This is a genomic window from Chromobacterium amazonense (assembly GCF_001855565.1).
GTDB lineage: Bacteria > Pseudomonadota > Gammaproteobacteria > Burkholderiales > Chromobacteriaceae > Chromobacterium > Chromobacterium amazonense.
In genome coordinates, this window is the sequence record NZ_MKCR01000024.1 from 1 (window position 1) to 14,662 (window position 14,662).

General features: G+C 66.6%; 14 protein-coding genes. 11 read left to right on the forward strand and 3 right to left on the reverse strand.

The genetic code is table 11. The features are described 5' to 3' along the window. Nucleotides 1-197 (reverse strand): thiamine phosphate synthase (locus tag BI343_RS10175; protein WP_211269414.1); only part of this gene is annotated, 197 nt, incomplete at its 3' end. Continuing rightward, entirely contained in the window at nt 181-1,026 is an 846-nt protein-coding gene (gene thiD / locus BI343_RS10180; RefSeq protein ID WP_083340899.1) for a bifunctional hydroxymethylpyrimidine kinase/phosphomethylpyrimidine kinase, read from the reverse strand. The genes BI343_RS10175 and thiD, both read right to left, overlap by 17 nt. A gap of 74 nt (nt 1,027-1,100) precedes the next feature. On the opposite strand from thiD, the gene BI343_RS10185 reads away from it, so the two are divergent. The 11 genes from BI343_RS10185 (at nt 1,101) to BI343_RS10235 (ending at nt 12,474) form a co-directional block, all read left to right on the forward strand. Next, entirely contained in the window at nt 1,101-1,265 is a 165-nt protein-coding gene (locus tag BI343_RS10185; RefSeq protein WP_043627301.1) for a rubredoxin, read from the forward strand. A 10-nt stretch (nt 1,266-1,275) separates the two neighbouring features. Next, nucleotides 1,276-2,097, forward strand: a complete 822-nt coding sequence (locus BI343_RS10190) for a M48 family metallopeptidase (RefSeq protein ID WP_223253328.1) — start codon at nt 1,276-1,278, stop codon at nt 2,095-2,097. 5 nt (nt 2,098-2,102) lie between these two features. Continuing rightward, a complete protein-coding gene (locus BI343_RS10195; RefSeq protein ID WP_071109616.1) occupies nt 2,103-2,453 on the forward strand; it encodes an MmcQ/YjbR family DNA-binding protein in 351 nt (116 codons plus the stop codon). Between the two features lie 76 nt (nt 2,454-2,529). Further along, nucleotides 2,530-2,946: a CopD family protein gene (locus BI343_RS10200; RefSeq protein ID WP_043627307.1), complete on the forward strand. Its 417-nt coding sequence runs from the start codon at nt 2,530-2,532 to the stop codon at nt 2,944-2,946. 14 nt (nt 2,947-2,960) lie between these two features. Further along, the gene (locus tag BI343_RS10205) at nt 2,961-3,416 is read left to right on the forward strand and encodes a hypothetical protein (RefSeq protein ID WP_043627309.1); all 456 of its coding nucleotides are present in this window, start codon (nt 2,961-2,963) and stop codon (nt 3,414-3,416) included. 17 nt (nt 3,417-3,433) lie between these two features. After that, the gene (locus BI343_RS10210; RefSeq protein WP_071109617.1) at nt 3,434-3,895 is read left to right on the forward strand and encodes a CYTH domain-containing protein; all 462 of its coding nucleotides are present in this window, start codon (nt 3,434-3,436) and stop codon (nt 3,893-3,895) included. A 187-nt stretch (nt 3,896-4,082) separates the two neighbouring features. Then, nucleotides 4,083-5,360, forward strand: a complete 1,278-nt coding sequence (gene hemL / locus BI343_RS10215) for a glutamate-1-semialdehyde 2,1-aminomutase (RefSeq protein ID WP_071109618.1) — start codon at nt 4,083-4,085, stop codon at nt 5,358-5,360. Between the two features lie 60 nt (nt 5,361-5,420). Then, nucleotides 5,421-8,147 carry a DEAD/DEAH box helicase gene (locus BI343_RS10220; protein ID WP_139165701.1) on the forward strand — a complete coding sequence of 909 codons (2,727 nt, stop codon included), beginning with the start codon at nt 5,421-5,423 and terminating at the stop codon, nt 8,145-8,147. Nucleotides 8,148-8,380: 233 nt separating this feature from the next. Further along, nucleotides 8,381-9,022, forward strand: coding sequence for a pyridoxamine 5'-phosphate oxidase (gene pdxH / locus BI343_RS10225; RefSeq protein ID WP_071109620.1), 642 nt, complete (start codon nt 8,381-8,383; stop codon nt 9,020-9,022). A gap of 637 nt (nt 9,023-9,659) precedes the next feature. Next, nucleotides 9,660-11,135, forward strand: coding sequence for a M4 family metallopeptidase (locus BI343_RS10230; RefSeq protein WP_071109621.1), 1,476 nt, complete (start codon nt 9,660-9,662; stop codon nt 11,133-11,135). A 94-nt stretch (nt 11,136-11,229) separates the two neighbouring features. Next, nucleotides 11,230-12,474 (forward strand): M28 family metallopeptidase, encoded by a 1,245-nt coding sequence (locus tag BI343_RS10235; RefSeq protein ID WP_071109622.1) that lies wholly within the window; start codon nt 11,230-11,232, stop codon nt 12,472-12,474. A gap of 81 nt (nt 12,475-12,555) precedes the next feature. Here the strand turns inward: BI343_RS10235 and ppc are convergent. Continuing rightward, nucleotides 12,556-14,662 (reverse strand): phosphoenolpyruvate carboxylase (ppc, locus tag BI343_RS10240; protein WP_071109623.1); only part of this gene is annotated, 2,107 nt, incomplete at its 5' end.

Sequence of the window (14,662 nt, forward strand, 5' to 3'; positions counted from 1 at the left end):
AACCGCGCGCCATGCTCGCCGCACAGGCGGCGCAGCGCCGCCGCCTGACGCAAGCGGCGTTCCGCGTCGCCGCTTTTATCGCGGTATTGCAGCGCGCGCGCGCCGCCGGCCAGGGCCGCCGCCGCCAGCTCAAACAGCCGCGCGTCGTCCAGGCCGTCCGGCGTGACGGCATACAAGCCCTCAACGCTTGGCGGCATCAGCCTCTTCCTCGTCTTCGCCGCGCGCCCAGAACATGCGGTCCGGGAGGAACTGGCCCATGCCGGGACGGAAGCCGTTCAGCAGCGTCTGGTAGGTGTATTCCTGGGCTTCGCGCACCGCCTCCGGCAGCAGCAAGCCGGTGGCCAGCATGCCGGCGATGGCGGAAGCCAGCGTGCAGCCGGAGCCGTGATAGCTGCCGGGCAGCCGTTCCCAATGGTCGGAACGCACCACGCCGTCCTGGCCGTACAGGCTGTTGATCACTTCCTTGGAATTTTCATGGGTGCCCGTGATCAGCAGATAGGGCACGCCCAGCGCCATGATGCGCTCGGCGCACTGATCCAGCGTCAGCTCCTCGTCCTCGTCCGGATCGTTGCTGGCCAGCCGGCGCGCTTCCAGGCTGTTGGGCGTCAGGATGGACACCTGCGGGATCAGCATGTCGCGCATGGCCGAGATCACGTCCTCGTCGGCCAGGTCGTGGCCGCCGCCGCTGGCCAGCACCGGGTCCAGCACCACCGGGATGTCCGGGTAGTCGGCGATCAGCTGCGCCGCCACGGCTACGTTTTCCACGCTGCCCAGCATGCCGATCTTGAACGCCGCCACCGGCATGTCTTCCATCAGAAAGCGGGCCTGATCGTTGACCCAGTCCGAATCCAGCACCATCAAGTCATTGACGCCGACGGTATCCTGCACCGTAATGGCGGTGATCACCGACAGGGGATGGCAGCCCAGGCTGGCCAGCGTCAGGATGTCGGCCTGGATGCCGGCGCCGCCGGATGGGTCGGAGCCGGCCAGTGTCAACACCATGGGAGGAGTGGCGGGAGTGGTCAAGGGTGAACCTCTTCTGTCTTATTGCGTTGGCAAGATTTAGAATACCCATTTTATCCGATCAAGGGGGCGAAGCGATGCGTACTTGGATGTGTCTGATCTGCGGTTTCATCTACGACGAGGCCAGCGGCCGCCCGGAAGACGGCATTCCGCCGGGCACCCGTTGGGAAGACCTGCCCCCCAACTGGACCTGTCCCGATTGCGATGCCCGCAAGGACGACTTCCAGATGGTGGAAATCTGATAGGGCAGGCATGATGCGCAATCGTTGGAAACGCTGGCTGGGCGGCGCGCTGCTGGCCGCCGGTCTGGCCTCATGCGCCCAGGTGGCTACCACCTCGGGCGGCGCCGTCGGCGTCAACCGCAGCCAGAGCATGCTGCTGTCCAGCCGGGACGTGGAACAGATGTCGGCCCAGGCCTACGCCCAGCAGCTGCAGCAGGCGCGCGCGGCCGGCCGGCTCAATACCGACGCCGCGCTGACCAAGCGCGTGCGCCTGATCTCGCAGCGGCTGATCGCGCAAACCCCGGCCTTCCGCCCGGACGCCCGCAACTGGCGCTGGGAGGTCAACGTGCTGACCACCGACGACATGAACGCCTACGCCATGGCCGGCGGCAAGATCATGGTCTACACCGGCATCGTCAAGCAGCTCAAGCTCACCGACGCCGAACTGGCGGCGGTGCTGGGGCATGAAATCTCCCATGCCCTGCGCGAGCACACCCGCGAGAACATGAGCCAGGCTTATATGCAGCAAGTGGGCCTGTCGCTGGTGGGCGTGCTGGCCGGCTTCAGCGCCGATCAGCTGAAACTGGCGTCCATGGTCACCGACGTGACGCTGAACAAGCCGCACAGCCGCACCATGGAATCCGAAGCCGACGTGATGGGCCTGGAGCTGATGGCGCGAGCCGGCTACGACCCCAACGCCGCCGTCAATGTGTGGCAGAAGATGCAGGCGGCCGGCAACGGCAGCGGCCCGGAATTCCTGTCCACCCACCCGTCCGGCCCCACCCGCATCCGCGACCTGCAGGCCCACATCCCGCAGGTGTGGCCGCTGTACCAGGCCGCGCGCAAGGCCTGACGACCATGTCCGCCCTCGCGCCCGCCCAACTCGACGATCTGCTCGCTTACGCCTGCGCGCTGCCGGGCGCGAGCTTCGACGTCAAATGGGGCAGCGAGCGAGTGGTCAGCATAGGCGGCAAGATGTTTCTGGTTTGCGGCGCCGACGCCTTGAGCTACAAGGCGCCGGACGAGGACTTCCTGCCGCTGTCCGGCCTGCCCGGCGTGCGCCCTGCGCCTTACCTGGCCCGCGCGCGCTGGATACAGGTGCGCTCGACGGAGGCCCTGTCGCTGGACGACTTGCGCCAGGGCATCGCCCGCTCGCGCGAGCTGGCGTTGCAAAAACTGCCCAAGGCGCAAAGAGCGGCCTGGGCATGAAGCGCAGGAACCACCGGCCGGCCAAGGCGGTCCATCGTCCATCCCTTCAATCCTGGTCCATCTCGGTCATCCCATCGTGAGTTATCTCTACCTCAAAGCCTTCCATATCTTCTTCGTGGTGTCCTGGTTCGCCGGCTTGTTTTACCTGCCGCGGTTGTTCGTCAATCTGGCCATGGCGTCGCCAGGGGCCGAATACGACCGCCTGCTCTTGATGGCCAAAAAACTGCTGCGCTTCATGACGCCCCTTGGCGCGCTGGCGCTGGCCACCGGCCTGGCGCTGTGGCTGGGTTTCGGCATCGCCGGCGGCTGGCTGCACGCCAAGCTGACGCTGGTGGCGCTGCTGGTGGCCTATCACGGCTACTGCGGCAAGCTGTGCCGGGATTTTGCCCACCACGGCAACCGCAAGAGCCATGTCTGGTTCCGCGTATTCAACGAACTGCCGGTGCTGGTCTTGCTGGCGGTAGTGATCCTGGTTGTGGTCAAGCCATTTTGAGCCGGGAAATCGCCATGAAAATCCTGTTCGCCGCCGGCCTGCTGCTGGCTTCCGCCGCGTTCGCGGCGCCCAAGCTGCCCGCCGCCCCGCCGCATCCGCCTGCGCTGAAACTGATCGCGGAACGCGACAGCGAAGCGCTGAAGCCATTGGCCTTGTGCCTGACGCCCAGCGGCCGCTTCGCCGGGAACATCCGCGAAGAAGAGGCGACCCTGTCGGTATCCGGCAGCCTGCAAGCCGATCGCGGCCTGACCCGCCCGATCCTGACCGTGGCGCTGGAATGGCGCGATGAAGCTGGCCTGCAGAAACTGGACAGCCACCTGGCGCTGGAAAACGGCCGCATGCTGCTGGGCAGCCTGTGGCTGCAGACGCACCCCTATGGACGAGACTCCGGCGTGGAGCCGCAGCGCAGCAGCCTCACCTTCTATCTGGAGCCGCTGGCCGCCTGCCCGCCGCCGGCTCCGCAACCGTGATTTGAAAGGAGGGTGCGATGGCACTCGAAATCGAACGCCGCTTTCGCGTCAATGGCGACAGCTGGCGCGGCCTGGCCCCTGGCGTGCAGTACCGCCAGGGTTATCTGTCGGTGGAAAAGGAACGCACCGTGCGCGTGCGCGTGGTGGGCCAGCAAGCCTGGCTGACGCTGAAAGGCAATATCAGCGACGTCACCCGCCATGAATTCGAGTACGCCATCCCGCTGGGCGACGCGCAGACCATCATGGGCGCGATGTGCCCGATGGTGGTGGACAAGCTGCGCCACCGCATCGAGCACGGCGGCTTCGTGTGGGAAGTGGACGAATTCTTCGGCGACAACGCCGGCCTGGTGCTGGCCGAGATCGAGCTGCCCAGCGAGGACACCGCGTTCGACAAGCCGGCCTGGCTGGGCGAGGAGGTGACGCACGACGGCCGCTTCACCAACGCCTATCTGTCCAAGCATCCGTTCAGCCGTTGGTAAGTCCTGCCCGTCTTCCCCGCGGGAGACGGGCGGAGGACGACTTATCCACACCAATCCCCATTTCCCGTTTTTATCCACAAGCCGCCCCATCCCGCCCCGCCTCGGGTAAAATGGGCGGAATCCGACGGCACCACAGCCGCCGCGCCCTCTCACTTAGCGGCTGTCGCCGCCTGACAAGGAAAAACTCATGTCCCGCAATCTGGAACTGTTCGAACGTGGCAAGAAAGTGATCCCCGGCGGCGTCAACTCGCCGGTGCGCGCCTTTGGCCAGGTCGGCGGCACGCCGCGCTTCGTCGCCCGCGCCGAAGGCGCCTATTTCTGGGACGCCGACGGCAACCAGTATCTGGACTACGTCGGCTCCTGGGGCCCGGCCATTGTCGGCCACGCCCATCCCGAGGTGGTGAAGGCGGTGCAGGACGCGGCCGTCGGCGGCCTGTCCTTCGGCGCGCCGACCGAGGGCGAGGTGGTGATCGCCGAGGAAATCTGCAAGCTGTTGCCGTCGGTGGAGCAGGTGCGGCTGGTGTCGTCCGGCACCGAGGCGACCATGACCGCCATCCGCTTGGCGCGCGGCTTCACCGGCCGCGACCTGATCGTCAAGTTCGAAGGCTGCTACCACGGCCATTCCGACAGCCTGCTGGTCAAGGCCGGTTCCGGCCTGCTGACCTTCGGCAACCCATCGTCCGGCGGCGTGCCGGCCGATTTCACCAAGCACACGCTGGTGCTGCAGTACAACGACGTCGAGCAGCTGTCTCGCACCTTCGCCGAGATCGGCGACAAGATCGCCTGCGTCATCCTGGAGCCCATCGCCGGCAATATGAATCTGATCCAGCCGTCGCGCGGATTCGTGCAGGCATTGCGCCAACTGACGGAAAAGCACGGCGCGGTGCTGATCTACGACGAAGTGATGACCGGCTTCCGCGTGGCCAAGGGCTGCGCCCAGGGCCTGCACGGCGTCACCCCGGACCTGACCACGCTGGGCAAGGTGGTGGGCGGCGGCATGCCGCTGGCGGCCTTCGGCGGCCGCGCCGACATCATGGGCAAGATCGCGCCCTTGGGCACCGTCTACCAGGCCGGCACCCTGTCCGGCAATCCGCTGTCCGTCGCCGCCGGCCTGGCCACGCTGAAGCTGATCCAGCAGCCCGGCTTCTACGAGACGCTGGGCAGCCGCACCGCGCGCCTGGCGCAAGGCCTGGCCGACCAAGCCAAGAAGGCCGGCGTCACACTGTCCACCGACAGCGTGGGCGGCATGTTCGGCTTCTACTTCAGCGACAAAGCGCCCCAGTCCTATGCCGAAGCCACCGGCTGCGACATCGAGCGCTTCAAGCGCTTCTTCCACGCCATGCTGGACGAAGGCGTCTATTTCGCGCCGTCCGCCTACGAGGCCGGCTTCGTCTCCATCGCCCACAGCGACGAGATGATTGAACACACGATCCGCGCCGCAGGCCGCGCCTTTGCCCGCGTCTAAGCAATACGGCCAGCGACGGAACGGCAGCCCCGGCTGCCGTTTTTGCTGCCCATCCTGACCATGAACGCGTCTTCCCTCCGCCTGATCTGGCGGCTGCGCCTGGCCGACTACGGCATCCAGCTGCTGCCGCTGCTGCAAAGCGCCGGCCCGGATGGCTGGAACCGCGGCCGCGCCTGCTCGCTCCCGTCCTTGCTGCGCGACGAGCACGCCTCGGTGGCCGAGCATGATGTGCCGCTACTGCGTCAATTGTTGGCGCTGCTGCGGCAATACGACGGCGACGCCGCATTGATCGACGCTACGCCGCTGCTGCCGGCCTTGATCGGCCATCCGCTGCTGTTTGACGCCGCCGCGCCGGCGCGGCGTATCCGCGTCGAGGCCGGCCAGGCGGCGCTGCAGATGGAGCGGGTGGGCGCGGAGCTGCGGCTGAAGCTGCTGCCGGACGGACTGGCCAACTGCGGCGGCGTGCTGTGGCAACGGCCGCAGCCGGAGCGGCTGCTGGTCTACCAGCTGAGCGACGAGCTGACGGCGCTGGCCGACCTGGTCGGCCACGGCCTGACCGTGCCGTGGCCGGCGCGCCAGCGGGTGCTGGAGGCGATACGAGAGGTCGCGCCCGGCCTGCAGCTGGTGGACGCCAGCCCGCAATTCGATCCGGAGCAAGCCAGCGAGCCGGCCGACCCCACCCTCTATGCCCTGCTGACCCGCCAGCCGGAAGGCCTGCGGCTGCAGCTGAAGGTCAAGCCGCACCCGGCCGCCGCCAGGAGCGCGCCGGGCCGCGGCGCGGCCGGGCTGGTGCTGGACATAGACGGCGCTTACCGGCAGTTCGCCCGCGATCTGGCCGAGGAAGCGCGCCGCCTGCGCGCGCTGCGCGAGGCCTGCCCGGCCATCGCCCGCGGCCAGCGCGACGGCGACGGCTGGTTGTTCGCCGATCAGCATTCGGCGCTGTCTTTGTTGTCGCAATTGCAGGCGGCCGGCGAGGATCGCGTGATCTGCCTGTGGCCGCATGGCGACAAGATCCGCCTGGCCGCCGCCGACGGCATGCCGCAGCTGAAACTGAAAGTGAAGCGGCGCGGCGGCTGGCTGCAGGCCGACGGCGAGCTGGAACTGGACGATGGCCGCATCCTGACCCTGCGCCACCTGCTGGCCGCGCTGGCCAACCAAAAGGGCAAGTATCTGCAGCTGTCCGACGGCGACTGGCTGGCGCTGTCCGGCAGCCTGGGCGAGCGCCTGGGCGAGTTGGCGCGGATGGTCGACCACGCCGGGCCGGACGGGCTGGCGATCAGCCCCTTGGCCGGCCCGCGCTTGCAGGCGCTGGGCGAGGAGGCTGGCCAGTTCGACGGCGACGAAGGCTGGCAGCGGCAGGCGGCGCGTTGGCGCGAAGCGGCTGTTTTCGATCCCCAAGTCCCGGCTACGCTGAACGCCACCTTGCGGCCTTACCAGCTGCAAGGCTTTGCCTGGATGGCGCGGCTGGCGCACTGGGGCGTCGGCGCCTGCCTGGCCGACGACATGGGCCTGGGCAAGACGGTGCAGACTTTGTCCCTGCTGCTGACCCGCGCTCATCTGGGTCCGCAACTGGCGGTGGCGCCGACTTCGGTGGCGCTGAACTGGCTGGCCGAGGCCGCCCGCTTCGCGCCCAGCCTGCGGCTGCGCGCCTACCACCAGCAGCGCCGCCTTGACGATGTCGGGCCGGGCGACCTGGTCGTGGTCAGTTATGGCCTGCTGCAGCGCGAGGCCGACGCCTTTGGCGAAGTGCATTGGGCGTCGGTGGTGCTGGACGAGGCGCAGGCGATCAAGAACCCGCAGAGCCAGCGCGCCCAGGTGGCGCAAAGCCTGCGCGCCGATTTCCGCCTGGCCGCCAGCGGCACGCCGGTGGAAAACCATCTGGGCGAGCTGTGGAGCTTGTTCCGCTTCATCGCGCCGGGCCTGCTGGGCAACTTGGCGCAGTTCGAACAGCGCTACGCCCAGCCGATCGCCGACGGCGACGACACCGCGCGCGCGCAGCTGAAGGCCTTGATCCAGCCCTATCTGTTGCGCCGCACCAAGCTCGAGGTGCTGACCGAGCTGCCGCCCAAGACCGAGACCACGCGGCTGATCGAGCTGTCCGAGCAGGAGCGCCACGTCTACGAGGCGATGCGGCAGGAGGCGCTGGCGCGGGTGGTGGAGGCCGATCCGGCCGCCGGCGGCCAGACCATGCAGGCGCTGGCCGAGCTGACCCGGCTGCGCCGCTTCTGCTGCCACCCCAAGCTGGTACAGCCCGACAGCGCGCTGCCAGCCAGCAAGCTGGCGGCCTTCGCCGAGATCTGCGAGGAGCTGCTGGACAACGGCCACAAGGCCCTGGTGTTCAGCCAGTTCGTCGACCACCTGGCCCTGGCGGCCGAGCATCTGACACAGCAAGGCATCCGCTTCCATTATCTGGATGGATCAACGCCGGCCAAGCAGCGCAAGGCCAGCATGGATGCCTTCCAGGCCGGCGACGGCGATCTGTTCCTGATCAGCCTGAAGGCCGGCGGCACCGGCCTCAACCTCACCGCCGCCGACTATGTGATTCACCTCGACCCGTGGTGGAACCCGGCCGTGGAAGACCAGGCCTCGGACCGCGCCTACCGCATGGGCCAGCAGCGGCCGGTGACGGTGTACCGGCTGGTGGCGGCCGGCACCATAGAAGAAAAGATCGTCGAGCTGCATCGGGAAAAACGGGCGCTGGCCGACAGCTTGCTGGCCGACGGCGACGCCAGCGCCCGGCTGGACGGCGCGGCGCTGCTCGCGCTGTTGCGCGGCGATTCCGTTTGACCAACCGCCCGTCAACGCGCCTGGGTCATGGCAGCGATGCCCACAACAACAGGCCTCCACGCTGGACGTAGCAGCCGCAGTTGAACACTGGCCCCCGCTGAATCAGCAGCGCCTTGCGCGACGAAAGGCAGGCAGAAACCGCGGTATTCGAGGAAGGCCATCATGCGGATCGCCACCGCATCCATTCCAGACGGTGGCACGATGGACTAAGATAGCCAGCTAAGGAGGAATTCATGACGCTGAACCTTGCCGACATCCGTCTGGAATATTCCAAGAAGGAATTGTCGCCGGAAGACTGCCTGGCCGATCCGGTGGCCCAGTTTGAAATCTGGCTCAACGAAGCCATTTCCGCCCAAGTGCACGAACCCACTGCGATGAACCTGGCGGCAGTCGGTCCCGATGGCAGGCCGCAGGCGCGCATCGTGCTGCTCAAGGGCGTGGAGGATGGCCAGCTGTTGTTCTATACCAATTACCAGAGCCGCAAAGGCCAGGCGCTGGACGCCCATCCTTATGTGGCGCTGACCTTCTTCTGGCCGGAACTGGAACGGCAGGTGCGCATCGAGGGCAAGGCCGCGCGCGTGGCGCCGGAAGTGTCCGACGCTTATTTCGCCAGCCGTCCCTACACCAGCCGCCTGGGCGCCTGGGCCAGCGAGCAGAGCAGCGAGATCGCCTCCAAGGCGGTGCTGGTGACGCGCGCCGCGATGTACGGCACCCGCCACCCGATCAACGTGCCGCGCCCGCCGCACTGGGGCGGATACGCCGTGGTGCCGGACCGCGTGGAATTCTGGCAAGGCCGCCCCAGCCGGCTGCATGACCGGGTGTTGTACTTGTTGCAGGCCGACGGCAGCTGGAAGCTGTCCCGGCTGGCGCCCTGACCATGCCGCTTTGAGGACCGGCATGGCCGGTCCTCCCGCCCTTCAGCTCACAACATAATCCATCCTGCAGGCCAGAATCCTCCCTCAGACCATCCTCCACTGTCATATTTTTACCAATAACAGCCATCTATCGAAGCAAATCGTAGGCAATCGCATATTTTTCATTTTGCTTTCTGGCTCCGTCCAAGCACATCCAGCCAAGCCAGGCAAACGATCCCGCTCAAGCAAACTCCATCAATACAGACGCAACTGCTCTAAAGATCAGCTGAATCTTCAAGCGAAAAATCCAATACCTAACTTATGCATTTGGGATTAAACGGGTCAGGATACTAGGCTTTATCCCGATCGCCCCATCCGCCAGACAGGGCGATGGCCGATTGCCCTACCCCAAAGGCTGCCGCAAAGATGCGGCCCGGACCTGCACAACCGGGTGGCGAACGATAAAGCGGGGCCATGCGCACGGCAGCAAAGACAGCCGGCGACATCGACATTGCCCAAGCCGCATCGTTTCCTTTTCTCCTCGCGGAGAACGACAACCCGTCCGGCCACATCCAGCGGCTCGTGGCCTTCGGCCATCCGCCGAAGGCATGTTGCGAGACGCGCCCCGTCTCGCCTTGTCTACATTTGGAGCTTCGTGATGAGAAAACAGCAACTGATGCTGCGTGGTTTGGTCCTGTCCGTCCTGGCTGTCTTCGGCTCGGCGGCGATGGCTGCTGAGCGTATCGACCTGGAAAAATTGGGCAAACAGCAAGCCAACGGCGCGTCCGCCTTCGCAGGGGTCGGCCAGGCCGATCTGAAACCGCTGCGCAGCACCCAGTTTTCCACCGGCAAGGTGGTGACCCGCTACCAACAGTATTATCAAGGGGTGCCGGTATGGGGCGAAGCCGTGGTTGAGGAAAAGTCCGCCGCCGCGCTGAAAGCCGTCCCCGGCAAGCTGACCGGCCACTACATCGCCGGCATCCAGACCGATCTGGCCTCCGCCAAGCCGACGCTGGGCAGCGGCCAGATCCTGGCCCAGGCCAAGGCGCTGAAGGCCAATGGCAACCCCACCTACAACGAGAAAGCCGAATTGGTGGTGCGCCTGAACGAGCGCAACGTCGCCCAGCTGGTTTACCTGGTGTCCTTCGTCGTGGATAACGGCAAGGAGCCCAGCCGTCCCAGCTTCATCATCGACGCCAACAGCGGCCAGGTGCTGAAACAGTGGGAAGGCCTGAGCCACGCCGAGGCCAACGGTCCCGGCGGCAACGCCAAAACCGGCAAGTACACCTACGGCACGGACTACGGCCCGCTGATCGTCACCAGCGATTGCAAGATGGACAGCGGCAACGTGATCACCGTCAACCTGAACGGCGGCACCGGCAGCAGCACCACGCCGTACAAGTTCGCCTGCCCGACCAACACCTACAAGCAGATCAACGGCGCCTACTCTCCGCTGAACGACGCCCATTACTTCGGCAATGTGGTGTTCAATCTGTACAAGGACTGGTTCGGCCTGCGCCCGATCAACCAGAAGCTGTACATGAAAGTCCATTACGGCCGCAACTATGAGAATGCCTTCTGGGACGGCCAGGCCATGCACTTCGGCGACGGCGCCAGCACCTTCTACCCGCTGGTCTCGCTGGACGTATCGGCGCACGAAGTCAGCCACGGCTTCACCGAACAGAACTCGGGCCTGGTCTACGACGGCCAGTCCGGCGGCATCAACGAGGCCTTTTCCGACATGGCAGGCGAAGCGGCCGAGTACTACATGAAGGGCAAGAACGACTTCCTGGTCGGCGCGGAAATCTTCAAGAAGTCCGGCGCGCTGCGCTACTTCGCCGACCCGACCAAGGATGGCCGCTCCATCGGCAACGCCAAGGACTACTACGACGGCCTGGACGTTCACTACTCCAGCGGCGTGTACAACAAGGCGTTCTATCTGATAGCCACCAGCCCGAACTGGAACACGCGCAAGGCTTTTGAGGTGTTCACCGACGCCAACCGCCTGTACTGGACGGCCAACGCCACCTACAACAGCGCCGCTTGCGGCGTGGTCAAGGCGGCGGATGCGCGAGGCTACAACAGCGCGGACGTCACCAAGGCCTTCAGCGCCGTCGGCGTGACTTGCCAATAAGCTTGCGCCACCGAGAGCGCGGCCCCGTCAGGGGCCGCATCCGACTGCCCGGCCGGCGCCGCGAGGCGCCGGCCTTCGCTCGGGAGTTCCCCACATGTTGAAACTGCGTCAAACCGCGCTGCTGGTCCTATTGGGCCTGGCCGGCGCCGCCCAGGCCCAACCGGTCTGGATTTCGGTAGGCGATCAGGGTTACCAGCTGCTGCGCCAGCTGGATGGTCGGGCCCAAAGCCAAGAAAGCCGCACGCTGGCGGCGGACGGCCGCCTCGCCAAAGGCGCCGCCGGAGAAACCGTGCACCTGGTCCAGGTGGACGAGGCGCTGCTGCCCAAGCTCTCCGACGCCATCCACGACAAGCTGCGCCATTGCGGCGGCTACATCGTGCACGGCAGCCTGAAAGAAGCCCGCGCCGCGCTGAACGGCCCGGCCGCGCCGCTGGCCGCGCTGAAAGCGCCCAGCTACGCCATCGACAATCAAGCCACGGTGAACAAGCTGCTGCCGCAATTGCAGGACAGCAATGTGCAGGCCACCATCCAGTCCTTGTCCAGCTATCAGAACCGTTTCTACACCACCAGCCACGGCGTCAATGCGTCCAACTGGATCGCCAGCCAGTGGAAACAGCTGGCCGGCAGCCGCGGCGACGTGACGGTGGAGCAGATCAGCCATGCCGGCTGGCCGCAAAAATCGGTGATCCTCACCATCAAGGGTACGGACAATGCGGCGGAAACGGTGGTGCTGGGGGGCCATCTGGACTCCACCGTGGGCAACGGCACCGGCGAGAGCAGCCGCGCGCCAGGCGCCGACGACGACGCTTCCGGCGTGGCCAGTCTGACCGAAGTGGCGCGCGTGCTGCTAGCCAGCAATTACCAGCCGCGCCGCACCCTCAAGTTCATGGCCTATGCGGCGGAGGAAGTGGGACTGCGCGGCTCGGCCGACATCGCCAAACGCTTCAAGCAGCAGCAGGCCAAGGTGGTGGGCGCGCTGCAGCTGGACATGACCAACTACCAGGGCGACGAGCAGGACATCTTCCTGTTCACCGACTACACCAACGCGGCGCAGAATGCATTTCTGGCCAATCTGGCCAAGGCCTATCTGCCCGATCTGACAGTCGGCTACAGCCAATGCGGCTACGCTTGCTCCGACCACGCCTCATGGACCGCGCAAGGCTATGCCGCCTCGTTCCCGTTCGAGTCCAGCTTCGACAACTCCAACCCCTACATCCACACCCGCAACGACACCCTGGCCAATTCGGACAGCCAGGCGCGCCATGCTCTGAAGTTCTCGCAGCTGGCCCTGGCTTACGCCGTGGAGCTAGGCAGCGACGGCCCGGCCGCCCAGCGCTGAGCCTGCCCGGCCGCCGCGGCCTGCCCGCTGCGGCGGCTTCCCGCGCGGCCCGGCCATGCCGGGCCGCGTTCCTGTTTGCGCTCAACCGGTATTGCGCAGGCCGGCGGAGGTGCCGTTGATGGTCAGGTGGATGGCGTACAGCGTGTCCTCGTCGTCCGGCTCGGCGCGCAGCCGCGCGAGCAAGTCGGCCTGCAGCAGGCCCAGCGCATCAAGGAAGGGCAGCCGCGTCTCCAGGCTGCGGCGCAAGGTCGGATTGCTTTCCAGCAGCTGCGACTGGCCGGTGATGGCGAAGAAGGCGTCATGCGTTTTTTGCCACTCCGCCTCAATCAGGCCGAACAGCCGCGCCGCCAGTTCGCGGTCTGCCACCAGCTCAGAGAAGCGGCGGGCGATGCCCAGATCGGCCTTGGCCAGCACCTGCTCCATATTGGACAGCATCACCTGGAAGAACGGCGAGTGGCGATACAGATGCTGCAGCTTGGCCAGCCCCGCGTCGCCGTGCTTCTGCACATAAGCCGCCACCGCCGAGCCGACGCCGAACCAGCCCGGCAGCATCAGCCGCGACTGCGACCACGAGAACACCCACGGGATCGCCCGCAGATCGCCTATGGACGACAGGCTCTTGCGCGAGGCTGGGCGGCTGCCGATATTCAACCGGGCGATCGCCGTCACCGGCGTCGCTTCCAGGAAATACTGCATGAAGCCCGGCGACTCCACCAGCGCCCGATAGGCGGTGAAGGCGCTGCTCGACAGCTCGTCGAACAAGGCCGCGTCGACCTCGCCGCCCGGCAGGTGGCCCAGGCTGGCTTCCAGCGTCGCCGCCACCAACGCTTCCAGATTGCGGCCGGCGATGGCTGGATCGGAATACTTGGCGGTGATCACCTCGCCCTGTTCGGTGATGCGGATGCGGCCGGCCACGCTGCCGGCCGGCTGGGCGACGATGGCCTCATAGGACGGGCCGCCTCCGCGCCCCACCGAGCCGCCGCGGCCGTGGAACAGCTGCAGCCGCACGCCGGCCTCGGAGAACACCTGCACCAGGCGGGTTTCGGCCAGCCACAGCTGCCACTGGCTGGTCAGGTAGCCGCCGTCCTTATTGCTGTCGGAATAGCCTAGCATCACCTCCTGCACCCGCTCTCGGCTATCCAGCAATTGCTTGTACCACGGCAGGGCGAACAGCGCGCGCATCACGGTCTGGCTGTTTTCCAGATCGGCGATGGTCTCGAACAGCGGCACCAGGTTGACGCTGGCGCGCGGCACGCCGCCGTCCAGACGGATCAGCCCGGCCTCCTTGCACAGCAAGGCCAAGGCCAAGATATCGCTGACGCTGGCGCAATTGGAGATGATGCACTGGCCAATGGCCTCCACGCCGAATTCGCGCTGGATCGCCGCCGCTTCGCGGAAGATCGCCAGCTCCTTCTCGGCCTGCTCGCCGTAGCGCAGATACGGCGAGAACAGCAGGCGCGGCGTGGCCAGCTCGCGGCTCAGCACGCGCACGCGCGCCGCCTCGTCCAATGCCTGGTATTCCTCCAGGCCGGCGCCGCTGAACAGCTCGGCCACCACGGCCTCATGCACTGCCGCGTGCTGACGCAGATCCAGCGGCATCAGGAAGAAGCCGAACACGTCCACGCTGCGGATCAGCCGCGACAGCCTGCCCTCGGCCAGCAGGGCGCTGCCATGGGCGCGCAGCGAGGCCGACAGCGCGCTCAGATCGCGCGCCAGATCGTGATGGTCGCGGTACGGCGCGCGCGCATCCCAGCGGCAGGCCAGCTCCACGCCGCGCTGCCGGGCGGTGCCGAGCAGCCGGCCCTGTATCGTCGCCAGCGCGCGGCGGTAGGGCTCCTCGGCGCGGCTGACCGCGCTGTCCGGCGAATCCGCCGCCAGCGCCATCACCTCGGCGCTGGCCTCCACCAGCCGCGACGACAAGGACAGCTCGCGGTACAGGCTTTTCAGCTCCTGCAGATAATGTTCGAACGCCTGCTGCGACTGGCGCGTCACCGCATGGCGCAGCAAGCCGGCATCGACATTCGGGTTGCCGTCGCGGTCGCCGCCTATCCAGCTGCCGACGCGGACAAAGGATGGCAGACGAGCAGGCTCATCCCACAGTTGGCCGATCTCGCGCTCCAGCCGCTGGTACAAGGCGGGCAGGGCCTCGAAGAAAGCCAGCGGGTGATAGGCGACGCCGTTGGTGATC